The organism is Enterobacter sp. SA197, assembly GCF_054131575.1.
On sequence record NZ_CP096393.1, the window covers coordinates 4,865,050 to 4,889,645 of the forward strand.

General features: G+C 52.8%; 25 protein-coding genes and 1 pseudogene. 18 read left to right on the plus strand and 8 right to left on the minus strand.

Translation table 11 applies throughout. The annotated features are described in order from the left end of the window. Positions 1-150 precede the first annotated feature (150 nt). From waaA to coaD, 3 genes are read left to right on the plus strand one after another with little or no spacing between them, the layout of a single operon-like run. Positions 151-1,425 carry a lipid IV(A) 3-deoxy-D-manno-octulosonic acid transferase gene (gene waaA, locus M1D91_RS22815; RefSeq protein ID WP_437433280.1) on the plus strand — a complete coding sequence of 425 codons (1,275 nt, stop codon included), beginning with the start codon at positions 151-153 and terminating at the stop codon, positions 1,423-1,425. After that, a complete protein-coding gene (locus tag M1D91_RS22820; RefSeq protein ID WP_437433281.1) occupies positions 1,425-2,201 on the plus strand; it encodes a glycosyltransferase family 2 protein in 777 nt (258 codons plus the stop codon). Before waaA ends, M1D91_RS22820 begins: the two co-directional genes overlap by 1 nt. Further along, positions 2,198-2,677, plus strand: coding sequence for a pantetheine-phosphate adenylyltransferase (gene coaD / locus M1D91_RS22825; protein ID WP_437433282.1), 480 nt, complete (start codon positions 2,198-2,200; stop codon positions 2,675-2,677). The genes M1D91_RS22820 and coaD overlap by 4 nt, the downstream gene beginning before the upstream one ends. Positions 2,678-2,724: 47 nt before the next feature. On the opposite strand, the pseudogene mutM reads toward coaD, so the two are convergent. From mutM to radC, 4 genes and pseudogenes are all read right to left on the minus strand, one after another. Further along, positions 2,725-3,535: pseudogene (mutM, locus tag M1D91_RS22830) on the minus strand (bifunctional DNA-formamidopyrimidine glycosylase/DNA-(apurinic or apyrimidinic site) lyase). A gap of 69 nt (positions 3,536-3,604) precedes the next feature. Continuing rightward, entirely contained in the window at positions 3,605-3,772 is a 168-nt protein-coding gene (gene rpmG / locus M1D91_RS22835; protein WP_003024094.1) for a 50S ribosomal protein L33, read from the minus strand. Between the two features lie 20 nt (positions 3,773-3,792). Further along, positions 3,793-4,029: a 50S ribosomal protein L28 gene (gene rpmB / locus M1D91_RS22840; RefSeq protein WP_032198225.1), complete on the minus strand. Its 237-nt coding sequence runs from the start codon at positions 4,027-4,029 to the stop codon at positions 3,793-3,795. 215 nt (positions 4,030-4,244) lie between these two features. After that, a complete protein-coding gene (gene radC / locus M1D91_RS22845; protein ID WP_437433284.1) occupies positions 4,245-4,913 on the minus strand; it encodes a RadC family protein in 669 nt (222 codons plus the stop codon). A gap of 171 nt (positions 4,914-5,084) precedes the next feature. On the opposite strand from radC, the gene coaBC reads away from it, so the two are divergent. From coaBC to M1D91_RS22865, 4 genes are all read left to right on the plus strand, one after another. Next, a complete protein-coding gene (gene coaBC / locus M1D91_RS22850; protein ID WP_437433329.1) occupies positions 5,085-6,296 on the plus strand; it encodes a bifunctional phosphopantothenoylcysteine decarboxylase/phosphopantothenate--cysteine ligase CoaBC in 1,212 nt (403 codons plus the stop codon). Beyond that, positions 6,274-6,732, plus strand: coding sequence for a dUTP diphosphatase (gene dut / locus M1D91_RS22855; protein ID WP_437433285.1), 459 nt, complete (start codon positions 6,274-6,276; stop codon positions 6,730-6,732). Before coaBC ends, dut begins: the two co-directional genes overlap by 23 nt. Before the next feature lie 118 nt (positions 6,733-6,850). Beyond that, a complete protein-coding gene (slmA, locus tag M1D91_RS22860; RefSeq protein WP_437433286.1) occupies positions 6,851-7,447 on the plus strand; it encodes a nucleoid occlusion factor SlmA in 597 nt (198 codons plus the stop codon). A 185-nt stretch (positions 7,448-7,632) separates the two neighbouring features. Next, complete coding sequence (locus M1D91_RS22865) at positions 7,633-8,649, plus strand: SMP-30/gluconolactonase/LRE family protein (protein WP_437433287.1); 1,017 nt, start codon at positions 7,633-7,635, stop codon at positions 8,647-8,649. 214 nt (positions 8,650-8,863) lie between these two features. Here M1D91_RS22865 and pyrE read toward each other — a convergent pair whose 3' ends face one another. Together pyrE and rph are read right to left on the minus strand one after the other, a co-directional pair. After that, positions 8,864-9,505, minus strand: coding sequence for an orotate phosphoribosyltransferase (gene pyrE, locus M1D91_RS22870; RefSeq protein ID WP_437433288.1), 642 nt, complete (start codon positions 9,503-9,505; stop codon positions 8,864-8,866). Between the two features lie 65 nt (positions 9,506-9,570). Next, the gene (gene rph, locus M1D91_RS22875; RefSeq protein WP_437433289.1) at positions 9,571-10,287 is read right to left on the minus strand and encodes a ribonuclease PH; all 717 of its coding nucleotides are present in this window, start codon (positions 10,285-10,287) and stop codon (positions 9,571-9,573) included. Between the two features lie 124 nt (positions 10,288-10,411). On the opposite strand from rph, the gene M1D91_RS22880 reads away from it, so the two are divergent. The 6 genes from M1D91_RS22880 (at position 10,412) to M1D91_RS22905 (ending at position 15,767) form a co-directional block, all read left to right on the plus strand. After that, a complete protein-coding gene (locus M1D91_RS22880; protein WP_437433290.1) occupies positions 10,412-11,275 on the plus strand; it encodes a YicC/YloC family endoribonuclease in 864 nt (287 codons plus the stop codon). A gap of 392 nt (positions 11,276-11,667) precedes the next feature. Next, a complete protein-coding gene (locus M1D91_RS22885) occupies positions 11,668-11,832 on the plus strand; it encodes a DUF3289 family protein (protein ID WP_437433291.1) in 165 nt (54 codons plus the stop codon). Between the two features lie 86 nt (positions 11,833-11,918). Then, a complete protein-coding gene (locus M1D91_RS22890) occupies positions 11,919-12,227 on the plus strand; it encodes a DUF3289 family protein (RefSeq protein WP_437433330.1) in 309 nt (102 codons plus the stop codon). Beyond that, positions 12,224-12,703 (plus strand): DUF943 family protein, encoded by a 480-nt coding sequence (locus M1D91_RS22895; RefSeq protein ID WP_437433292.1) that lies wholly within the window; start codon positions 12,224-12,226, stop codon positions 12,701-12,703. The genes M1D91_RS22890 and M1D91_RS22895 overlap by 4 nt, the downstream gene beginning before the upstream one ends. A gap of 342 nt (positions 12,704-13,045) precedes the next feature. After that, positions 13,046-14,980: an acyltransferase family protein gene (locus M1D91_RS22900; RefSeq protein WP_437433293.1), complete on the plus strand. Its 1,935-nt coding sequence runs from the start codon at positions 13,046-13,048 to the stop codon at positions 14,978-14,980. A 169-nt stretch (positions 14,981-15,149) separates the two neighbouring features. After that, the gene (locus M1D91_RS22905) at positions 15,150-15,767 is read left to right on the plus strand and encodes a trimeric intracellular cation channel family protein (protein ID WP_437433294.1); all 618 of its coding nucleotides are present in this window, start codon (positions 15,150-15,152) and stop codon (positions 15,765-15,767) included. On the opposite strand, the gene ligB is transcribed toward M1D91_RS22905, so the two are convergent. Then, positions 15,764-17,449: an NAD-dependent DNA ligase LigB gene (gene ligB / locus M1D91_RS22910; protein ID WP_437433295.1), complete on the minus strand. Its 1,686-nt coding sequence runs from the start codon at positions 17,447-17,449 to the stop codon at positions 15,764-15,766. The genes M1D91_RS22905 and ligB overlap by 4 nt on opposite strands. A 256-nt stretch (positions 17,450-17,705) precedes the next feature. On the opposite strand from ligB, the gene gmk reads away from it, so the two are divergent. From gmk to recG, 5 genes are all read left to right on the plus strand, one after another. Beyond that, positions 17,706-18,329 carry a guanylate kinase gene (gene gmk, locus M1D91_RS22915; RefSeq protein ID WP_437433296.1) on the plus strand — a complete coding sequence of 208 codons (624 nt, stop codon included), beginning with the start codon at positions 17,706-17,708 and terminating at the stop codon, positions 18,327-18,329. A gap of 54 nt (positions 18,330-18,383) precedes the next feature. Then, a complete protein-coding gene (gene rpoZ / locus M1D91_RS22920; RefSeq protein WP_000135058.1) occupies positions 18,384-18,659 on the plus strand; it encodes a DNA-directed RNA polymerase subunit omega in 276 nt (91 codons plus the stop codon). A gap of 18 nt (positions 18,660-18,677) precedes the next feature. After that, positions 18,678-20,804, plus strand: coding sequence for a bifunctional GTP diphosphokinase/guanosine-3',5'-bis pyrophosphate 3'-pyrophosphohydrolase (gene spoT / locus M1D91_RS22925; protein ID WP_437433297.1), 2,127 nt, complete (start codon positions 18,678-18,680; stop codon positions 20,802-20,804). Between the two features lie 125 nt (positions 20,805-20,929). Continuing rightward, positions 20,930-21,619: a tRNA (guanosine(18)-2'-O)-methyltransferase TrmH gene (gene trmH / locus M1D91_RS22930; protein WP_437433298.1), complete on the plus strand. Its 690-nt coding sequence runs from the start codon at positions 20,930-20,932 to the stop codon at positions 21,617-21,619. Between the two features lie 5 nt (positions 21,620-21,624). Further along, positions 21,625-23,706 (plus strand): ATP-dependent DNA helicase RecG, encoded by a 2,082-nt coding sequence (recG, locus tag M1D91_RS22935; protein WP_437433299.1) that lies wholly within the window; start codon positions 21,625-21,627, stop codon positions 23,704-23,706. Here the strand turns inward: recG and M1D91_RS22940 are convergent, their stop codons facing one another. Next, complete coding sequence (locus tag M1D91_RS22940) at positions 23,707-24,435, minus strand: hypothetical protein (RefSeq protein WP_437433300.1); 729 nt, start codon at positions 24,433-24,435, stop codon at positions 23,707-23,709. Between the last annotated feature and the right edge of the window lie 161 nt (positions 24,436-24,596).

Below are 24,596 nucleotides of genomic sequence, written 5' to 3' on the forward strand. Positions count from 1 at the left end.
TTCTACCGTGAAACGGGCAAACCCTTGCCCGTTTTTTCTGAAACGAACAGATCCTGACTAAACGCATCCGCTAATAGCGCCAAACATATAGCTTTAAGCGGCCTAAATGCTTAGAATTTGCCCGCCGAAACTAAAAAGACGGATTATCGCTTGGAATTGTTGTATACCCTCCTGCTTTACTTCATTCAGCCTCTGGTGTGGTTGCGCCTTTTGCTGCGTAGCCGGAAAGCCCCTGCCTATCGTAAACGCTGGGCTGAACGCTATGGTTTTTGTCGTAACAAAGTGAACCCGGACGGTATCTTGCTGCACTCGGTCTCCGTGGGTGAAACCCTGGCGGCGGTGCCGTTGGTTCGCGCATTGCGCCACCGTTACCCCACCCTGCCGATTACGGTCACGACCATGACGCCGACGGGCTCAGAGCGCGCGCTGTCCGCCTTTGGTAAAGATGTGCATCATGTCTATTTGCCCTATGACCTGCCCTGCGCCATGCGCCGCTTTCTCGATACCGTGCGCCCGAAGCTGGTTATCGTCATGGAAACCGAACTGTGGCCCAATATGATTTCGGCCCTGCACGCCCGCAAAATCCCTCTGGTGATTGCCAACGCCCGGCTTTCTGACCGCTCTGCGAAAGGCTACGGCAAGCTCGGTAAGTTTATGCGCCGCCTGCTCAGTAAAATCACCCTGATGGCGGCCCAGACCCAGGAAGATGGTGATCGCTTCCTGCAGCTTGGCCTGAAGCGTAATCAGCTGGCGGTAACAGGTAGCCTCAAATTTGATATTTCCGTGACGCCAGAACTTGCAGCCCGTGCGATCACGCTTCGCCGCCAGTGGGCACCCCGTCGCAAGGTATGGATTGCAACCAGTACCCACGACGGCGAAGAAACCATTATCCTGCAGGCCCACCGCGCGCTGCTGGAAACTTTCCCCGACTTACTGCTGATTCTGGTGCCGCGTCATCCGGAGCGCTTCCCGGATGCCTGTGACATGGCCCGTAAGGGCGGCTTTAGCTTTATTACCCGCAGCTCAGGTGAAATTCCATCTGGTAGTACTCAGGTGGTGATTGGTGACACCATGGGCGAACTGATGATGCTGTACGGGATTGCTGATATCGCGTTCGTGGGCGGCAGTCTGGTCGAGCGAGGCGGTCACAACCCGCTCGAAGCGGCAGCACACGCACTGCCCGTGCTGATGGGTCCACATACTTTTAATTTCAAAGACATCTGCGCACGCCTGCAGGCTGCTGATGGCCTGATAACCGTCACGGATGCGGCATCGCTCACCAAAGAAATCTCCACGCTGTTAACCGATGAAGACTATCGTTTATGGTGCGGGCGCCATGCCGTTGAAGTGCTGCACCAGAACCAGGGTGCGTTGACGCGTCTGCTCCAGCTTCTGCAACCGTATTTACCGCAACGGAGCCATTAATGTCCCCACGTTTGTCGGTGGTCATGATCGCCAAAAATGCGGCTGACCTGCTGCCGGATTGCCTCGCTTCGGTGGCGTGGGCAGACGAAATCGTGCTGCTCGACTCCGGAAGCGAAGACAATACCGTTGAACTGGCGCGCGCTGCCGGGGCGAAGGTCTTTATTGAGGCTGACTGGCAGGGTTATGGCGTGCAGCGGCAGCGTGCACAACGCTATGCCACTGGCGACTATGTACTGATGATTGATACCGATGAGCGCGTGACGCCGGAACTGGCCAATGCGCTCCGTGCCGCCCTGGCCTCCCCTCACCCTGACGCTGTCTACAGTATCGCCCGCCGTAACTATTTTCTTGGACGCTTTATGCGCCACAGCGGCTGGTACCCCGACCGGGTTATGCGTCTGTATCCGCGTGAACGTTTTCAGTACAACGACAATCGGGTGCATGAATCGCTGGAAACGCAGGGCGCAAAAGTCATTGAGCTTGGCGGCGATCTGTTACATCTGACCTGCCGCGACTTTGCCAGCTTCCAGCGCAAGCAGTTCAATTACGCCACGGCCTGGGCACAGGAACGTCACCATAAGGGTAAGAAAACTTCACTGACCGCTATCTTCGCCCATACGCTGGGGGCGTTTTTCAAAACCCTGGTGCTGCGCGGCGGCATACTGGATGGCAAACAGGGCTGGCTGCTGGCCGTGGTAAATGCGCAGTATACTTTCAACAAATACACCGAGCTGTGGGCGTTAAACCACGGCTACGCTGAGAAGGGTAACGGATGAGCACAAAAGCGATTTATCCCGGTACGTTCGACCCGATCACCAACGGACATATTGATATTGTCGCCCGTGCCGCCACCATGTTTAACGAGGTGGTGCTGGCAATTGCCGCCAGCCCGAGCAAAAAGCCAATGTTTTCGCTTGATGAACGCGTGGCCCTGGCACGAGAGGCAACCCAGCACATTCCCAACGTGACGGTAACCGGATTTGGCGATCTGATGGCCAATTTTGCCCGAGCCCAGCAGGCGAATATTTTAATCCGTGGCCTGCGAGCCGTCGCCGATTTCGAGTATGAGATGCAGCTTGCGCATATGAATCGTCATTTAATGCCGGAGCTGGAGAGTGTGTTTTTAATGCCATCGAAGGAGTGGTCGTTTATCTCCTCCACCCTGGTCAAAGAGGTGGCCCGCCACGCTGGTGATGTCACCCACTTTCTGCCCGAAAATGTGCACCAGGCGCTGATGGAGAAGCTGAAGTAGCGCTTAGCGCCGGGTAGTGGCACAACCTTTACCCGGCCCGTACCTGGCTACTTCTGACACTGCCGGCAATAGAACGTCGCGCGTTGCGCATGTTTTGCTGCCACAACAGGCGTACCGCATACCCGGCAGGGCTCCCCTTTACGACCGTACACCTGCAACTCCTGCGCAAAGTAGCCCGGTTTACCGTCACTTTGCAAAAAGTCCTTCAGCGTCGTTCCGCCCTGCTCTATTGAGCGCAGTAATACTGCTTTAATCACTCGCACCAGCAACTCGTACTCCTCGCGGGAAAGCGAGGAGGCCAGTCGGTCAGGGTGAATACCTGCGGCAAAGAGCGATTCACTGGCGTAGATGTTGCCCACCCCCACCACCAGCCTGTTATCCATCAGCCAGGGTTTAATGGCCGTTTTTTTTCTTCGCGCATTTTTGTTGCAGGTAGTCTGCGTTAAACGCATCGCTGAGCGGCTCAGGGCCGAGGTGGGCCAGAACGTTATGGCCTTCCAGCGCTTTGGTCCACAGCCAGGCACCAAAGCGGCGAGGGTCGGTATAGCGCAAAACCTTGCCGTTACTCATCACCAGGTCGACATGGTCATGCTTTTCGGCAGGCAGCTCTTCCGGGAGAATACGCAGACTACCGGACATCCCGAGGTGAATAATTATCCAGCCATCAGGCAGCTCAAGCAGCAGGTACTTCGCACGGCGCTGCACGCTGAGCACGGGCTTGTCGCTCAGGCTATGAATCTCACTGGAAACCGGCCAGCGCAGGCGACCGTTGCGAACAATAGCATGAAGGATGTTGGCACCCACCAGATGCGGCTCAATGCCACGGCGGCTGGTTTCTACCTCTGGTAACTCTGGCATGTTGCATTCTCCGGGTCTGAAAACGCAAAAACCCCGCCGAAGCGAGGTTTTCGTACAAGAAAGCCAAAATTATTTAATTTTTGCTTCTTTGTAAAGAACGTGCTGACGGACAACTGGATCGAACTTTTTCAGTTCCAGTTTTTCCGGCTTAGTACGTTTGTTCTTCGTGGTGGTATAGAAGTGACCAGTACCAGCAGAAGAAACCAGCTTGATTTTCTCACGAATACCTTTAGCCATGATTTATTTCCTCTAAGTACTTAGTACTTTTCGCCACGGGCACGCAGTTCGGTAAGAACTGTATCGATGCCTTTCTTATCAATTACACGCATACCTTTAGCAGATACACGCAGGGTGACAAAACGCTTTTCGCTCTCAACCCAGAAACGGTGAGAGTGCAGGTTAGGCAGGAAACGGCGTTTAGTCGCGTTCAGTGCGTGGGAACGGTTGTTACCGGTCACCGGACGCTTGCCAGTAACTTGGCAGACTCGGGACATGTCTATTCTCCAAAAATCAAATTAGCTCGAGCTTCGTATGGGGTATTGGCGCCTCGTCAGGCTTTCACAGCCTGGTCTGACGGTTCTAAGCGAACTCGTGTAGCCAGGCCCAATTGCCAAACCCGAGATTCTCAAAGGTGGCGTAGTATACGCTGACTCGGCGATGTGCTCAAGTCCCGAACAGACAAAGATCCCGATGGATCGCGCAAAGAGGTTTAAATCCACCCACGTTCCGCGAACGAAACGTACTCTCCACGACCTATCACCAGGTGATCGAGCACACGGATTTCCATGAGCTGACAGCACTTCACCACCTTTTCGGTGACGATTCTATCCGCTTTACTGGGTTCAGCGCTACCCGAAGGATGATTATGTGCAAGGATCACGGCGGCAGCGTTCAATTTCATCGCTTCACGCACTATTTCTCGCGGGTGTACTTCCACCTGGTCTATGGTGCCAGTAAAAAGGCGGCTGTATTTAAGCACCCGGTTACGATTATCCAGAAAGATCGCCATAAAGATCTCGCGCGTTTCCCCCGCCAGCTGACTTTGCAAAAATTCCAGCGTCATTTCCGGGCTGAGCAGCGCCGTCTCTTCCAGCATTTTCACGCTATGAAAACGCCGTGCCAGTTCAGCGATACCTTTTAACTGAGCATATTTCGCCACCCCAATGCCATTCACCTGCCTGAAAGCCTGATAATCGGCGGTCAGCAGCGTATAAAGAGAGCCAAAATGCGTAAGCAGCTCCGTCGCCAGCGCCATCACGGGAATGCCAGGTACGCCGGTGCGTAAAAACAGGGCCAGCAGCTCCACATCCGTTAGCGACTCAACGCCCGAATTCATCATTTTCTCTCGGGGCAGCTTGGGTAAATACACCGATTCCATGTCGACTCCTCCCTTATTGAGCCATGCTGCCACAGGCGCCGTACCGACTCGACAGGGAGAAGAGATCCTTGCGTAGCGCCTCGCAAACCGCAGAACGGGCAAAAACACGACAACGCCAGGATTGTGATAAAATGCCCGCCTTCTGGTGAACTCCAACAGGAAAGAATCATGGTGAGTCTGGCGGGTAAAAAAATCGTTCTCGGTATTAGCGGTGGCATTGCGGCCTATAAAGCACCGGAGCTTGTACGTCGCCTGCGCGATCGCGGTGCCGATGTGCGCGTAGCAATGACTGAAGCGGCGAAAGCGTTTATTACCCCGCTAAGCCTGCAAGCCGTCTCTGGCTACCCCGTGTCTGACAGTCTGCTCGACCCTGCAGCGGAAGCTGCAATGGGCCATATTGAGCTGGGAAAATGGGCAGATCTGGTTATCCTGGCGCCTGCCACCGCCGATCTGATTGCCCGTGTTGCAGCCGGAATGGCCAACGACCTGGTCTCAACAATTTGCCTGGCGACGCCCTCGCCCGTTGCCGTTGTACCTGCGATGAACCAGCAAATGTATCGCGCCACGGCGACTCAACACAATTTAGCGGTCCTCGCGTCGCGTGGCCTTTTAGTCTGGGGTCCGGACAGCGGCAGCCAGGCTTGCGGAGACGTTGGGCCAGGCAGAATGCTGGACCCGTTAACCATCGTCGACATGGCCGCTGCCCACTTCGCGCCCGTCAACGATCTGCAACATCTCAACATCATGATTACCGCAGGCCCAACGCGTGAGCCGCTGGATCCAGTGCGCTATATCACGAATCATAGTTCAGGAAAAATGGGCTTTGCGATTGCCGCCGCCGCTGCCCGTCGTGGTGCCAGAGTGACGCTGATATCCGGGCCGGTCTCCCTGCCCACACCCGCTTTCGTGCAGCGTATTGACGTCACCACTGCGCTGGAAATGGAAGCCGCTGTACAGGCTCTCGTGCAGCAGCAGCAGATTTTTATCGGCTGTGCTGCCGTTGCGGATTACCGTGCTGCGACAGTCGCCGGGGAAAAAATTAAGAAGCAAGGCGATGAATTAACAATAAAAATGGTTAAAAACCCGGACATCGTTGCCGGGGTTGCTGCACTGACCACACACCGCCCCTTTGTCGTTGGGTTTGCCGCCGAAACAAATAATGTGGAAGAATATGCCCGGCAAAAACGTACCCGCAAAAACCTTGATTTAATCTGTGCCAATGATGTTTCTAAGGCTAATCAAGGCTTTAATAGCGATAGTAACGCTTTGCATCTTTTCTGGCAGGATGGCGATAAACCTTTACCGCTAAAGAGCAAGGAACAGTTAGGCCACTTATTACTGGACGAGATCGTTACCCGTTATGATGAAAAAAATCGACGTTAAGATTCTGGACCCGCGTGTTGGTAAGCAATTTCCGCTGCCAACCTATGCCACCGCTGGCTCTGCCGGCCTTGACCTGCGAGCCTGCCTCGATGACGCCGTAGCGTTGGCACCAGGTGAAACTACGCTGCTGCCTACCGGCCTTGCGATTCATATCGCTGACGCTTCGCTTGCGGCCGTTATTCTGCCGCGTTCTGGCCTTGGTCATAAACATGGCATTGTGCTCGGCAATCTGGTCGGCCTGATTGATTCTGACTACCAGGGCCAGTTAATGGTCTCCGTCTGGAACCGTGGTCAGGATAGTTTCACCATTGAACCGGGTGAACGCATCGCGCAAATGGTGTTTGTACCGGTTGTGCAGGCAGAATTTAATCTGGTTGAAGAGTTTGATGCCACGGACCGTGGCGAAGGTGGCTTTGGCCACTCCGGGCGTAAATAAGCAGCCCATTTAACGCATCCCGCGACGCAATAATGTCATAACACTTTCCGCACTCTGGGGTGCGGCCGTCGCGTGGATGTTCGCCTGATAAGCGCGTATTTCAGGGGTATTTTGTAACATGGCAGAAAAACAAACCGCGAAAAGGAATCGTCGCGAAGAAATACTTCAGTCTCTGGCTCTGATGCTTGAATCCAGCGATGGCAGTCAACGCATTACCACGGCAAAACTGGCGGCGTCAGTCGGCGTCTCCGAAGCCGCGTTATACCGACATTTTCCCAGCAAAACTCGTATGTTCGACAGCCTGATCGAGTTTATCGAAGACAGCCTGATGACCCGCATTAACCTGATCATGAAAGATGAAAAGGACACTACCGTACGCCTGCGTCTGATAGTGCAGTTGATTCTGGGGTTCGGAGAGCGAAATCCAGGCCTGACCCGCATTCTGACGGGCCATGCGCTGATGTTTGAACAGGATCGCCTGCAGGGGCGCATCAATCAACTTTTCGAACGCATTGAGTCGCAAATTCGTCAGGTGCTTCGTGAGAAAAAGATGCGTGAAGGCGAAGGTTACACCACTGACGAGAATCTGTTAGCCAGCCAGCTGCTGTCATTTTGTGAAGGCATGCTCTCCCGCTTTGTCCGCAGCGAATTCAAATATCGTCCCACCGATGATTTTGAAGCCCGCTGGCCACTTCTTGCCGCGCAACTGCAATAATTTTCCCCTTCTCATGCAGCCGTCAAAAGCTGCATGACTTCACACGACTATGTGTAAAAGCCCAACCTGATTCGTTATGTTGCCAGATGTTCTGCCAATGAACATCTTTTACCCTTTCTGTGGACTTAGCTTTCTGCCTCATACAAATAAACAGAAAAATCCCCTACGGACATGGAGACGTTTTTATGGCAACTTCGAGACGTGACCTATTAAAGCTGAGCGGCATCGCTACCGCCTCATTATTGCTGAGCCAAAAAAGCATTGCCGCCTGGGCACCCTCAGGTCGCTATCCGGATCCACGGATAATCGCCATCGATGACAGCTTTAAAGCCTGTATGCTCTCCAGCGCAAAGGTCGAACAGATCGCGACGGGTTACCGCTGGGCAGAAGGCCCGGTCTGGTTTGGCGATACGCGCATGCTGATGTGGAGTGATATCCCGAACGACACTATTATGCGTTGGGATGAAGTCACCGGTCAGGCCAGCGTCTTTCGCCATCCGGCAAATTACACCAACGGCCATGCGCGGGACAGGCAGGGGCGTTTAATCAGTTGCGAGCATGACACTCGCCGTATCACCCGTACCGAATACGACGGATCCATCACCGTTCTCGCCGACAGTTATGACGGCAAACCGCTCAACTCACCTAATGATATCGTCGTGAAGTCCGACGGTACTATCTGGTTTACCGATCCGCCGTTTGGTATTTCAGGTTTCTATGAAGGGCATAAGGCGACGCCTGAATTACCGCAAAACGTCTACCGACTGGACCCGGAAACCCGCGAACTCACGGTGGTGTTGGGTGAGGTAAAAGGGCCAAACGGCCTCTGCTTCTCACCGGATGAAAAAATACTCTATGTCGTGGAAAGTCGGGCGACGCCAAACCGTCTGATCCTCGCGTGGGACGTTGTCGATAACACCCTGAAAAATAAACGGGTGCATATCGACTGTGGCAACGGAACGGCAGACGGTATTGCCTGTGATATGGACGGAAATCTCTGGTGCGGCTGGGGAACGGGAACGGAAGAGCTGGATGGCGTGCGCGTTTTTAACACTCAGGGTAAACACATCGGCACGATTCAGTTGCCAGAGCGCTGCGCCAATCTTTGCTTTGGCGGCGAAAAAGGGAACCGGCTTTTTATGGCTTCCAGTACCTCCATCTATTCGCTGTATGTGAATACGCTGGGGGCGAAGCTGGTTTAACAGACCATCGTTTATAAATACTCTAAATAATTCGCGCTGCAGGAAGACGGTAAGCGCGTGACAAATTCGTCAGGAACGAATTTGAACAGCCAGAGGCGGCCTGTGGTGAGGGACATGGATGTTGCTCATTCATCCCCAGAAACTTACTGAAGTAAGTGACTGGGGTGAACACACGTCATCAACGCACCTGCAGCTTGAAGTATGAGGGGTATTGTTACACGCCGTACTCTTCGCGATAGGCCTGAACCGACGCCAGGTGGTTAGCCATTTCCGGCTGTTCTTCCAGATACGCAATTAAATCTTTCAATGTAATGATAGCAATAACGTTACAGCCGTAATCACGCTCCACTTCCTGAATGGCAGAGATATCCGCACGACCGCGTTCCTGACGATCCAGGGATATCAGCACACCCGCAAGCGTGGCGTGGTTCGCCTGAATAATCTCCATGGATTCACGAATCGCTGTCCCGGCAGTGATGACGTCATCCACCAGCATTACGCGGCCTTCCAGCGCACTGCCGACCAGGTTGCCACCCTCGCCATGCGTTTTGGCTTCTTTACGATTAAAGCAGTACGGCACATCGCGTTCGTGATGCTCCGCCAGGGCTACCGCCGTGGTGGTCGCAATTGGAATGCCTTTGTAGGCCGGGCCGAACAGCAGGTCGAAATCAATCCCGGAATCCACCAGCGCTTCGGCGTAAAAGCGCCCTAACAGTGCCAGATCGCGCCCGGTATTAAACAGCCCGGCGTTGAAGAAATAGGGGCTTTTACGCCCGGATTTCAGCGTGAACTCGCCAAACTTAAGTACCTGCTTGTTAAGCGCAAACTCAATAAACTGGCGCTGATATGGTTTCATGGATTCGCTCCTCTTTCCGCTTTTCTTCAGACAAAAAAAAGGCGACTTCTCAGTCGCCTTAAAAACTAGTTTTCCAACGCCGCCTTCTGCGTTGAAATAATGGATTCGATTCCCCCTCGGGCCAGCGCCAGCAAGGTGAGAAGTTCTTCATGGGTAAAAGGCTCGCCCTCAGCGGTGCCCTGTACTTCGATGATGCGCCCGTCTTCGGTCATGACTACGTTCATGTCAGTTTCTGCGGCGGAATCTTCAACATACTCAAGGTCACACAGTGCCTCGCCGTTAACGATACCCACGGAAACCGCCGCCACCATACCTTTCATCGGGTTGGCTTTCAGTTTACCCGCGCTAACCAGCGCATTCAGCGCATCCGCCAGCGCCACACAGGCCCCGGTGATGGAGGCGGTACGGGTGCCACCGTCTGCCTGAATCACGTCGCAGTCCAGCGTGATGGTGTACTCACCGAGCGCGTTCAAATCAACAGCGGCACGCAGTGCACGCGCGATGAGACGCTGGATTTCCATGGTACGACCGCCCTGCTTACCTTTGGCGGCTTCACGAGCATTACGGGTATGGGTAGAGCGCGGCAGCATACCGTATTCGGCGGTGATCCAGCCTTTACCCTGGCCTTTCAGAAAACGCGGAACACCCTCTTCCAGCGTGGCGGTGCACAGAACTTTGGTGTCACCAAATTCAACCAGCACGGAGCCTTCAGCGTGTTTTGTATAGTGACGGGTCAGGGTGACGGGACGCACCTCAGTGGTGCTACGACCTGATGGACGCATGATGATTTCTCCGGCTGTTACCAATGTGGCTGCGCATTATACTGGCTTACCCAGGTTATTCCTATCCTGACAAGCCCATGAAAGCTATAATCCTCGCATCTCTCCTTAAAAAACGGGAACGTCTATGATCCGCAGTATGACCGCCTACGCCCGGCGTGAAATCAAAGGTAGCTGGGGCTCCGCCTCCTGGGAACTGCGCTCGGTTAACCAGCGTTATCTGGAAACCTACTTTCGTATGCCGGAGCAGTTTCGTAGCCTTGAGCCGGTAGTTCGTGAGCGCATTCGTGCACGTTTGACCCGTGGCAAAATTGAGTGCAACCTGCGTTTTGAACCCGATGCCAGCGCCCAGGGTGAGCTGATTCTTAACGAGAAACTGGCCAAACAGCTGGTCTCGGCCGCGAACTGGGTCAAAATGCAAAGCGATGAGGGCGAAATCAACCCGGTGGATATTCTCCGCTGGCCGGGGGTGATGGCCGCTCAGGAGCAGGATCTTGATGCCATTTCTGCTGAAATCCTTGCCGCGCTCGACGGTGCACTGGATGACTTCATCATTGCCCGTGAAACCGAAGGCCAGGCACTGAAAGCGCTGATTGAGCAGCGTCTTGAAGGCGTCAGCACTGAAGTGAAAAAAGTCCGTGCCCAGATGCCTGAAATCCTGCAATGGCAGCGTGACCGTCTGGTTGCCAAGCTGGAAGATGCGCAGGTACAGCTTGAAAACAACCGCCTTGAGCAGGAGCTGGTGTTGATGGCGCAACGCATTGACGTTGCCGAAGAGTTGGATCGTCTGGACGCGCACGTCAAAGAGACCTGGAACATCCTCAAGAAAAAGGAAGCTGTCGGTCGTCGCCTCGATTTTATGATGCAGGAGTTCAATCGCGAGTCGAACACCCTGGCGTCGAAATCCATTAATGCTGATATCACTAATTCGGCCATTGAACTGAAAGTCCTGATCGAACAGATGCGCGAACAGATTCAGAACATTGAGTAAATTCTTTCAAAGCCCAATATAATACATAAGCCCATGTTAAATGGGCTTTTTTATGCAATTAACTTTCAGTAATGAATATATAGCTCCGCCACTCTCGACAATTTTGTGGAGGGTGGATTGGTGAGTAGTTTCCGTTTACTAGTTAAAATGCATGAGCTATAAGTAACTACTCCCCACAACCACTGGTAACTCTTTACACACAAAGGGTTATCTTGATTCAAAGGATTCATTTATGGGTTCTCTAACCGTAAAAACTGTTCAGGCTCTTGTTAAGACAAGACAGCCCGGTAGATACAGTGACGGCGAAGGTTTGTATTTGAGAATTCCATCACAACCAAAAATCAAAAACGGAAATTGCTCAAATCCTTTTCGATGAGTTTCTTCGATCTTCATTGTCTACATATTACTTAGGACAACATAATTTATTTAATAATCTTGTAAAGCATTTTTATCATGGCAATGGAAAAAGCTACTCCAGCCTTTTTCTTGATAGTGCATATAAAAGTTTAATATTAAAGGAACAATCCTCTCCGTCATTTTCACGGAAAATAATCTAGTCTATACTCGGTAAGGTTGCCATTGATGTAAAAAATGGCTTATCTGATGCCGACAAGATTCAATAAGAAAAGTAACAGGAAATTCAATACATCCTAAATTTAACAGATGGGCAGATAGTTTCAATGAGTTAGGAATGTCGATACACGACATATATGCCACAAAGATACAACTCACTAAGCTTGATACTACTGAAAATGGTTATGTAGCGAAAATAATTTTTACAGGACAACATCATTTTGGTCTCGACAAAAGTGACATAATGAATATGAAGTTTCACTATATTAAGGCATTCCGCATCTGGTTTGTGCTTCAGCGATGGGAAAATTTTGCATTTGAGCATTTTTTAACAAATATGAAAGCCGGGTTTGAAAATAGTTGTCGGAGGAATGGATGAAAGCCAGAAAAATTATAACATTTATATTTTCAGCTATTATTTTTGCATTTTTTTATTTGAATTTTTTTAATTCTACTAAGGTCCTTGCCGTTCACGGCACTGGCTCTAATAAAGAATTTTTAGTTAAAAACATGCCTTTCAGTGATAGTAGTAAAATTGAGTGGTGGGATAATAATGGAGCTAAAACCCTCTCATCTGCTGAAACTTACTTTGTTTCAGTCTGGAAGTTTGACGGAAAATATCAAAAGCTTGCTCCTAAAAATTCAGGTATTTTTCCAGATCATGATACTGATTATTTACTATGCTTCGGTGATATGAATACAGAAGAAAATTGTATTAATAAGTCTAACTGGATCATGGACATAACCAGGACAAAGGATGGATATACCTATTACCGAACAGGAACAGAATCTTACTCTCGGAAACCTTCTGGTGAGCTCATGCTAGGTGGAAGATCAAAGACAACCATTCAATGACAGATGTAATCGTAACCTGGCAAGCTGAACAGCTTGCCACTGTTATAAATGGGGAGTTGATTGGGGAGTAAAATGGTAAATCCGTCACCGGTTTACCTATTAGATGATGATAAATAGTATTTATTTTATTGTAATCAACATTCATATTCAGAATGTTGAGTAAATTTAAACTAAGTATTCATTAAATGGATGGCTTCTAAATAAGAAGCCATTTTTAATGCACATCGCTACCAAAATATAAATATATCGCAACACCCCCCTATTTACACGTTAGGATTTCATCACAATATTTGATATACTCCCCGCACTTTCTTCGCCCCCAAAAGTTATCCCAGGACAGGTATGGCTAACATCAACTTATCTGTAGAGGCAACGCAAACCGTCATGGTTGACCGTGACTTCAGACAGGATATAAACCTGCTTCGCGGTATTGCTATTCTTTCCGTTGTGCTTTATCACTTTGCAGGGCAACTGCTACCGGGCGGCTTCGCAGGGGTTGATGTTTTTTTCGTTATTTCCGGTTATCTAATGACCAAAATTATAGCTACCGGACTGGAGCGACGCTCTTTTAATCTGATTCAGTTTTATGCTGCACGGTGTAAACGGATTATTCCCGCCTTATTGATTTTCTGCACCATTCTGTTATTGGCGACATATCTGTGGATGCCAAACAATGAGTACCGCAAGTTAGGGAATTATGTCGGATATGTTGCTTTATTTATTTCCAATATAAAACTGAATAAGGAAGCAGGCGATTATTTCGCAACCAGTGCCCATGAAAACTGGTTTTTGCATACCTGGTCACTGTCTGTCGAATGGCAATTTTATCTGATACTGCCGATTATATTAATGGCAGTATACCCATTCAGAAAAAGAATCAGTTCAGGAAGCTGCCTCCTTATTCTCACGCTTTGCTCTTTTCTGGCCTGCATAACACTGACCTCTTCCAGCGCATCCACCCGATTTTATCTGATGCCGTACCGGGCATGGGAAATGCTGTGTGGCGGCCTTGTCTGGTATGCCACAACACGTTTTACCCTAACCGCCAATCTGCGTCCGATGACTGCAATCTCAGGTTATCTCCTCATCGTTCTGTCACTGGTTTTTCTTACCACCGACGATGCGTGGCCGGGAGGGTTAACTCTCCTGCCCGTAACAGGCACAATGCTGGTGATTTACAGCAACTGCCAGTCCATCACGGCAGTGTTTGACAGAAACCTACGCTGGATAGGATTAAGCTCTTATTCGGTTTATCTCTGGCACTGGCCTGTTGCCGTTTATCTGGTTTATGCCGGACAACATACCAAAGGCCCCTGGGTACTTGGCGCTATTGCACTTTCCTTTATTGCAGGCTGGCTTTCTTGGTTACTCATTGAGCTACCAGCCAAAAACTATCTTTCCGGGCAATCAGCCATAAAGTTCTGGTCAATTATTCTCAGTGTCGTCGGAGCTGCCTGGCTTTTTAGCTATCTGGTGAAAAACGATTTTATTGTTAGCCAGCCAAACCCCCTGGTAAACAAAATTGCGCTGGAAGCCAATAACAAAAATTTTGCGGCGAATCCTAAAACACACCTGAGCTATTACGGACAGGGAAAACCGGTGGCCATCATTGTGGGCGATAGTCATGCAGAAGCGACGGCAACCGCACTAGCAGAGGCCGCGGAGGGGACCGGGGCGGTCATCGGCCTGACGGCTTCCGGATGCCCGACCCTTGCTGACGGCGAACTTAAAGAGGGTAAAGCGTGCGGGCAGTTCAACCGCGGACTCAGCGACCGGCTAAAGAGCTGGCCCTCAGAGGTTCCGGTGATCATCGTTAACCGATTGACTCACTACGCGGAGCAGCGTCTGGTGATTTTCGACAATCAGTCTGAAAATGATGCGACGTACCTGCGCAAATATGCAGAGGCCATGATCAGGATGGCCTGTACCCTTAATCGTGAACATCCCGTCTACCTTGTAAGCCCGATGCCTGAAATGCCCGTCAACGTTCCCCGGACCTTATCCCATAGCCTGATGACCGGCAGAGCCGTTCAGGATATTTCGGTTTCGCTCAGCCAGTGGCAGCAACACAACACTGTCGTTCTGCAGGCACAGTATCAGGCAGCTCAACAATGCGGCGTACAGGTGCTCGATCCTACCCCGTATCTCTGTCATGACGGCCGCTGCATGGGCAGCCAGAATTTACAGCCCTGGTACTTTGATGACAACCATCTTAGCGAAACCGGTAATAAACGCCTGGTCCCGATGTTCCGGAAGATATTTGCTCAGCCACATTAGCGCAACCATGAGTTTAATTTATGTCATTCCTGCCTAAAAATGGCATGAAGCCCGTTAATAAAGAGATGATGGATTAGTTATTCTATTGATTAATCCTTCGCACAAAAAAATCTCAATCGTTTGTCGCCGTGCGAAGAACTACCCTTACGCCCTCATTGCTGGGGGACAGATGCTGCTACATATTCTTTATTTGATTGGTATTACTGCCGAAGCGATGACCGGCGCGCTGGCGGCTGGTCGCCGCCGTATGGACACCTTTGGCGTCATCATCATTGCAACCGCTACGGCGCTGGGAGGCGGAACGGTCAGGGATATCCTTCTTGGGCATTATCCTCTGGGCTGGGTAAAACACCCGGAATATGTCGTTATTGTGGCCGTTGCGGCGGTGCTGACTACGCTGGTGGCTCCGGTGATGCCACATTTACGCCGTCTGTTTCTGGTACTGGATGCCCTTGGCCTGATCGTATTCTCCATTATCGGGGCACAAATCGCGCTCGATATGGGGGAAGGCTTGATCATCGCCTCGATTGCCGCAGTCGTCACCGGCGTCTTTGGCGGCATCCTGCGTGATATGTTTTGTAAGCGCATCCCACTGGTCTTTCAAAAAGAACTCTACGCCGGTATTTCTTTTGCCGCTGCCGTACTGTATATCGCGCTGCAGCACTATGTGAGTAATCAGGATGTTATCGTCATTTCGACATTACTGTTTGGCTTCACTGCTCGCATGCTGGCACTGCGCTGGAAACTGAGACTGCCCGTTTTTCACTACAACCACAGCGCGCATTAATCATTATCAAAGCCAGAGATACCCTGACTGCCGAGCCATTGCGCCAGCTTCGCAATATCCGGATGATGAATAAAGGCCACCAGTTTACGGGCTATCCCCGCACCAATGCCCGGTAAACGTTGCCAGGCTTGCGCATCCCGCTGTTGAAGCTGTTGCCAGTGAACATCACCCGCAGCATTTAATGCCGATTTTGGTATCGGCAACCCCAGTGCGGTAAGCCAGCGAATAAAAGGGCGTTCGCGCACAAATGCAAAGCGATGCCAGAGTTGTCCCCCTCTCGCCGGCGTCATGCCGGGCGTATGAGTAAGCTGTTCTTGGGTCAGGGTGAGCCAGGAGAAAAGATGCTCAAAATGCCAGGCCTGATGCAGTATATGCCACCCGGCCTCACCCAGGCCCTCGATATCAAGAACCTGCTTTGAACTGAGCCAGACCAGACGTGCCATAAATTGTTCGTGGCACTCTGGAGAAGCATAAAAGCAGGTGAGAGGCGTATATACCGTCCCCGGAGGCACGGGTTTTTCCCGCACCTGACTGCGCCAGACCACATCATCAATGCGTGGGATGCCTTGCCCGGCAAGGCTGACCAGCACCTGATCGCCTGGCGCAATATCCAGGGCTTGCCAGCGACGTACCGAGCCGATGTTGACCCGCTGCACGCGCTTATCATCAAGCTGGACAGGTTCCAGATGTGCCACCACCGCTATTTTTCCAGTGCGCCCGACGGTGAAGGCTATCTGTTTCACTTCAGCGACCTGCTCCACGGGCGGGTATTTCCAGGCCACCACCCAACTCCCCTGGCCCGGTAACCAGCGTTTACCCTCAGGTTCGTTGTCGCTACGGACAATAACGCCGTCTGTGGCAAAAGGCATGGCGGAGGTGAACCAGTGCTGCCTTAGCTGCTCAACGTCATGAACGTTTTTCACCGGAATACTGTATTTTTCGATCCAGTTAAACCCTGCCTGAGAAAGTAACTGCCCCCGCTCAGTCAGTGTGGCCGGCCCGTCAGGCCAGCTCCAGACAAAGATGGATATCTCCTTTAACAGGTCTGAGTCACGATGACGCATCATCGCACCCGCCACTTTTGCCCTTGCATTCATCCCGCCCATTCTCTTTTGAATATGGCCTGGGCGTTGCAGGAAAAGTTCCCCCTGCAGAACACTGTTCGCCAGCTCGCCTGAAACCTTTTTTGGCAGCGAGGGGATTTGGCGGGCATTTGCTGTCCAGTCCTCTCCTGCGAGGCCGTTACCGCGGCTTATGGCTCGTGCCAGTTCACCGTTGCGATAGACCAGAGTCACCGCCACACCATCCACCTTTGGTTGTACCCAAAGCGATGATTTTCCCTGCATCCACTCCTGCAGCGCAGCTTTACTGCGCATTTTCTCAACCCCGGTATGGGCAACCGGGTGTTTCAGGGTGCCTTCGGGTAGTGCGGGCAGAGGATGATTTGACTCTCCCCCAAAACACCGCCGCCAGTTCTCCAGCCGCACCGTGAGCGTGTCATACACGCTGTCACTCACCACACTGCGTCCCCGTTGCCAGTAGTCATCGTTCCACTGGTTAATTTGCTGTTCTAAAAGCGCTATCTCCTCCTGTGCTTGCGCAGGTGACCAGACCGGGCAGGCCGCCACTCCCGCTACGCTCCACAGCAACGTGCTCAAAAAAAGGTATGTCCTTATCACCATCTGTCCGTCTCCTTACCTGAATGGCAAGGGTATAACTGAGCACATCACTCCTTTCGAGACGCTAAAAGGCGTTTTGCGCAGCGGATTCCGCCCCTTTTCGCTCGTTACAGAAAAGTCATGGCAAATCAGGGAAAAAGTACGCAAAAAATAAGAATCAGAAGTAAAAAGTGTGACGGGGGCTACGTCACATTGCGCCGTTGTGTATAATAGGCACGTATGTAAGTTTCCTTTCGCAATTCACATACAAAAGACTCTCATGGCTCAAGGCACGCTTTATATTGTTTCCGCCCCCAGTGGCGCGGGTAAATCAAGCCTCATTCAGGCTTTATTAAAAACCCAACCGTTATATGACACCCAGGTTTCTGTTTCACACACCACGCGCGCGCCGCGTCCGGGTGAAGTACACGGTGAACACTATTTCTTCGTGAATCACGACGAATTTAAATCGATGATTAGCGAGGATGCTTTCCTTGAACATGCCGAAGTATTTGGCAACTTTTACGGCACTTCCCGCGCCGCCATTGAGCAAGTGCTTAAGACGGGTGTGGATGTTTTCCTGGATATCGACTGGCAGGGCGCGCAGCAAATCCGCGCCAGAATGCCGCAGGCACGCAGTATCTTTATTCTGCCGCCGTCAAAGGTTGAACTGGACAGGCGCCTGCGTGGTCGCGGCCAGGATAGCGAAGAGGTGATTGCGAAACGAATGGTGCAGGCAGTTGCTGAAATGAGCCATTACGCCGAGTATGATTACCTTATTGTGAATGATGACTTTGACACCGCGCTGGGTGATTTGAAAAACATCATTCGCGCCGAACGTCTGCGTATGAGCCGCCAGAAACAGCGACATGACGCTTTAATCAGCAAACTATTGGCAGACTGACATCAGTTTCAGTATCATGCCCAGTCATTTCTTCACCTGTGGAGCATTTTAATTATGGCACGCGTAACTGTTCAGGACGCTGTTGAGAAAATTGGTAACCGTTTTGACCTGGTACTGGTCGCCGCGCGTCGCGCTCGTCAGATGCAGGTAGGCGGAAAGGATCCGCTGGTACCGGAAGAAAACGATAAAACCACCGTTATCGCTCTGCGTGAAATCGAAGAAGGTCTGATCAACAACCAGATCCTCGACGTGCGTGAGCGCCAGGAACAGCAAGAGCAGGAAGCCGCTGAATTACAAGCCGTTACCGCTATTGCTGAAGGTCGTCGTTAATCACAAAGCGGGTCGCCCTTGTATCTGTTTGAAAGCCTGAATCAGCTGATTCAACACTATCTGCCGGAAGACCAGATTAAGCGTCTGCGGCAGGCGTACCTCGTTGCACGTGATGCTCACGAGGGCCAGACACGTTCAAGCGGTGAACCCTATATCACGCACCCGGTAGCGGTTGCCTGTATCCTGGCCGAGATGAAACTCGACCATGAAACCTTAATGGCTGCCCTGCTGCATGACGTGATCGAAGATACCCCCGCCACCTATCAGGACATGGAGCAGCTGTTTGGCAAAAGCGTGGCCGAGCTGGTGGAAGGGGTGTCGAAGCTTGATAAGCTCAAATTCCGCGACAAGAAAGAGGCGCAGGCCGAAAACTTTCGCAAGATGATTATGGCGATGGTGCAGGATATCCGCGTCATTCTCATCAAACTCGCTGACCGCACCCACAACATGCGCACGCTGGGCTCACTTCGCCCGGATAAACGTCGTCGCATCGCCCGTGAAACCCTCGAAATCTACAGCCCGCTGGCGCACCGTTTAGGTATCCATCACATCAAAACCGAGCTTGAAGAGCTGGGCTTTGAAGCGCTGCACCCAAACCGTTACCGCGTCATTAAAGAGGTGGTGAAAGCGGCGCGCGGCAACCGTAAGGAGATGATTCAGAAAATCCTTGCGGAGATCGAAGGGCGTTTGCAGGAAGCGGGGATCCCGTGTCGCGTTAGCGGTCGGGAAAAGCACTTGTACTCAATCTACTGCAAGATGGTGCTGAAAGAGCAGCGTTTTCACTCGATCATGGACATCTACGCGTTTCGCGTAATCGTCCAGGATGCCGACACCTGCTACCGCGTGCTTGGCCAGATGCACAGCCTTTACAAGCCACGTCCCGGTCGCGTCAAAGATTACATCGCCATTCCGAAAGCGAACGGCTATCAGTCTCTGCACACCTCGATGATTGGCCCGCACGGCGTTCCGGTTGAAGTGCAGATCCGCACTGAAGACATGGACCAGATGGCGGAAATGGGGGTTGCGGCACACTGGGCGTACAAAGAAGACGGTGGCGAAAGCAGCACCACGGCGCAAATCCGCGCCCAGCGCTGGATGCAAAGCCTGCTGGAACTGCAGCAAAGCGCAGGCAGCTCCTTTGAATTTATTGAGAGCGTAAAATCTGATCTCTTCCCGGATGAGATTTATGTTTTCACCCCCGAAGGCCGCATTGTCGAGCTGCCAGCGGGCGCGACGCCGGTCGACTTCGCCTATGCTGTGCATACCGATATCGGTCATGCCTGCGTCGGTGCTCGCGTCGACCGACAGCCGTACCCGTTGTCGCAGTCTCTTGCCAGCGGCCAGACGGTGGAAATCATTACCGCACCGGGCGCTCGCCCCAATGCCGCGTGGCTGAACTTTGTTGTCAGCTCAAAAGCGCGCGCCAAAATCCGCCAGTTGCTGAAGAACCTCAAGCGTGACGATTCCGTCAGCCTGGGCCGTCGCCTGCTCAACCATGCGTTGGGCGGCAGCCGCAAACTCGCGGAGATCCCACAGGAACATATTCAGCGCGAACTTGACCGTATGAAGCTGGCGTCGCTGGACGACCTGCTGGCGGAAATTGGTCTCGGTAACGCCATGAGCGTGGTGGTCGCGAAAAACCTGCAACAGGGTGACGCCACAGCCACGGCACAAAGCATTACCAGCATCAGCAGCGGCCACAGTCATCTGCCTATCAAAGGTGCGGACGGTGTGTTGATTACCTTTGCAAAATGCTGTCGCCCTATTCCCGGCGACCCGATTGTGGCGCACGTCAGTCCGGGTAAAGGACTGGTCATCCACCATGAGTCCTGTCGTAACATTCGTGGCTATCAAAAAGAGCCCGAGAAGTACATGGCCGTGGAATGGGACAAAGAGACGGCGCAGGAGTTTATCACCGAAATCAGGGTGGACATGTTTAACCACCAGGGTGCGCTGGCGAACCTGACGGCGGCCATCAACACGGCGTCCTCCAATATTCAGAGCCTGAATACGGAAGAGAAAGACGGTCGCGTTTACAGCGCGTACATCCGTCTGACCTCTCGCGACCGTGTCCATCTGGCAAACATCATGCGTAAAATCCGCGTGATGCCGGACGTTATTAAAGTCACCCGCAACCGTAATTAGTGCACTACATCATTCGGGCTGCAAGAGGATGGCAAGCGAATGAAGCCCCTGGCGCGTACAGTCGTGCGTGACCGGGGTGAGAGAGTGCAGCTCACGCCGAGGCAAATCAAAGGATGGAAGTGTAAATGAATGCACAACGTTATGCGCGCATTCGCGAAATGCTCGCCAGACGTCAACCAGACCTGACCGTTTGCATGGAGCAGGTCCATAAACCTCATAACGTTTCCGCCATTATCCGCACGGCGGACGCGGTAGGTGTGCATGAAGTTCACGCCGTCTGGCCTGGCAATAATTTACGCACCATGGCTGGCGCCGCCGCAGGAAGTAACAGCTGGGTGGAGGTAAAAACCCATCCCAACATCCGCGATGCTGTCATGCATATCAAAGCCGCTGGCATGCAGGTACTGGCAACCCATCTCTCCGCGAAAGCCGTGGATTTTCGTGACATCGACTATACCCGCCCGACCTGTATTATGATGGGCCAGGAGAAAACCGGGATCACCCAGGAAGCGCTGGATCTGGCGGATCAGGATATTATCATCCCGATGACTGGCATGGTGCAGTCGCTGAATGTCTCTGTCGCCTCTGCGCTTATCCTTTACGAAGCACAGCGTCAGCGGCAAAACGCCGGTATGTACGAGCGTGAAAACAGCATGCTGCCGGATGAGGTACAGCAACGTCTGCTGTTTGAAGGCGGCTATCCGGTGCTGGCGCGGGTCGCCAAACGTAAAGGTCTGCCCTATCCCCGCGTTAATTTGCAGGGCGAAGTCGACGCCGACGAAAGCTGGTGGGCGACCATGCAGGCCTCAAGGTAAAACATATGCAAGGTCGCCTGTTAGATGCCATTCCCCTTAATACCTTAACCGGCGTTGGCGCGGCGCAAAGCAGCAAGCTGGCAAAAATTGGCCTGCATACCATACAGGACCTTCTGCTCCACCTGCCGCTGCGTTACGAAGACCGCACCCAGCTTTACCCCATCAATGACCTGCTGCCGGGCATCTACGCCACGGTGGAAGGCGAAGTGCTGAACTGCAACATCAGCTTCGGCGGACGTCGGATGATGACCTGCCAGATAAGCGATGGCACCGGCATCCTTACCATGCGCTTCTTTAACTTCAACGCGGCGATGAAAAACAGCCTGACGACCGGACGTCGCGTACTGGCCTACGGTGAAGCGAAGCGCGGGAAATACGGCGCAGAGATGATCCACCCGGAATACCGCGTGCAGGGTGATCTCAGCACGCCGGCGTTACAGGAGACCCTGACTCCGGTCTACCCCACTACCGAAGGGGTAAAGCAGGCCACCCTGCGCAAGCTTACTGACCAGGCGCTGGATCTGCTTGATACCTGCGCCATTACCGAGCTGTTACCGCCTGAGCTGGCGCAGGGGCTGATGTCTCTGCCGGAGGCATTACGCACGCTGCATCGCCCGCCGCCGTCGCTACAGCTTGCCGATCTGGAAACCGGTAAACACCCGGCACAGCGGCGCCTGATTCTGGAAGAATTACTGGCACACAATTTGAGTATGCTGGCCGTGCGGGCAGGAGCCCAGCGTTATCACGCTAAGCCGCTTGCCGCCAAAGATACGCTGAAAAACAAGTTGCTGGCTTCACTGCCCTTTAAACCCACCGGCGCGCAGGCGCGCGTGACGGCGGAAATTGAGCGTGATATGGCGCTCGACATGCCCATGATGCGGTTAGTGCAGGGCGATGTCGGCTCCGGTAAAACGCTGGTCGCCGCGCTTGCGGCCCTGCGTGCCATCGCCAACGGCAACCAGGTGGCGCTGATGGCGCCGACCGAACTGCTGGCTGAGCAGCACGCCAACAACTTCCGCAGTTGGTTTGCGCCGCTGGGTGTCGAGGTGGGCTGGCTGGCAGGTAAGCAAAAAGGCAAAGCCCGTCAGGCGCAGCAGGAGGCGATTGCCAGTGGCCAGGTACAGATGGTGGTAGGCACCCACGCTATCTTCCAGGAGCAGGTGCAGTTTAACGGCCTTGCACTGGTCATTATCGATGAACAGCACCGTTTCGGCGTTCATCAACGTCTGGCACTACGGGAAAAGGGTCAGCAGCAGGGCTTTCATCCGCATCAGTTGATCATGACCGCGACCCCCATCCCACGCACCCTGGCGATGACCGCCTATGCCGATCTCGACACCTCAGTGATCGATGAAATGCCGCCAGGCCGCACGCCTGTCACCACCGTGGCGATACCGGATACCCGGCGTAACGACATTATTGACCGTGTGCGCAACGCCTGCACCGGGGAGAGTCGGCAGGCCTATTGGGTCTGTACGCTGATTGAAGAGTCGGACCTGCTTGAAGCGCAGGCAGCAGAAGCGACCTGGGAAGAGCTGAAACTGGCGTTGCCGGAGCTCAATATCGGCCTGGTACACGGACGCATGAAGCCCGCTGAGAAACAGGCGGTAATGCATGCCTTTAAGCAGGGTGAACTGCATTTGCTGATTGCCACCACCGTTATTGAGGTGGGCGTGGACGTGCCCAATGCCAGCCTGATGATTATCGAAAACCCGGAACGTCTCGGTCTTGCGCAACTGCACCAGCTTCGTGGCCGGGTCGGACGTGGCGCAGTGGCCTCCCACTGCGTATTGCTCTACAAATCCCCACTGTCAAAAACGGCGCAAATGCGTCTGCAGGTGCTACGCGACAGCAACGACGGCTTTGTGATTGCGCAAAAAGATCTGGAAATTCGCGGCCCAGGCGAGCTACTCGGCACCCGCCAGACCGGCAATGCCGAATTTAAGGTAGCGGACCTCTTACGTGACCAGGCGATGATCCCGGAGGTGCAGCGCCTTGCCCGTCATATCCATGAACGCTATCCGGCACAGGCGCAGGCCCTCATTGAACGCTGGATGCCGGAAACCGAACGTTACTCAAACGCCTGATCAGGGTTTGTGATAGATGTTATCAAAACTGACGTTCATACCACCGCAATAGCCGCTATCACTGACGATTAGGTTGCCATTAACCAGTTGCGCCGTCCCGCTGCACGCATATTCCTCTTTCGGGTTTCCCCAGTGCAGCACATTCCCTTGTGGCGTTACGGTTTCATCAAGATCGCCGGTATGAACGACCTCATACCCTGCCGCATTTTTTCCGCCATACCAGGTAGCCTGGCCGTTGATATTAAGTTGTCCTTTTCCGACAGAGGTAATCTGGATCTCATTATCCCCCGCTTCGGCACGCCATTTTCCGGTCCACGCGGCAAGCGTCGCGCTGGCTGCTGGCTGCTTTTCTAAGGTCTTAGAGGGCAACCAGCCAACAAACTCATGCTTTTTCCCCGAGTACCAGACGCAGCTCCAGCCCGGCACTTCCTGCGCCACCAGTACCGTGTCGCCCGCCACCAGATATGGTTTTGTTGCGCAGGCCTCCCCCTGGCCCGGACAGCCGTCATCATCACGATAAAAATGCACTTTTGCATCGCCTTCGGTTTTTACTTTTGCCTGGTTGAAGACACCCGGCCAGGAGGGGAAATAACCATTGCGGCAGCTATGCAGGTCGTATTCATCAGCGAGGCAACCGGCGGAGAAAAAAGCCAGTGCGAGCAGTATTTTTCCTTTCATATCAATCCCTAACTTATCATTACCCTGTGCGATTGCCGATGATTTTAGCATTGCGCACATCCTGCGGAGCGATAAATACGCCGACCACCTTAAAATCAGTAGGCTTTAGAACCCAGGTCGCTCCTCTCAACGTTCTTTATAAAAGTATGTTTTATGGGTAAGCAACCGTTTGCTTTTACCAAACAGTCCGTTAGAATCTGCGCTTTTCCATC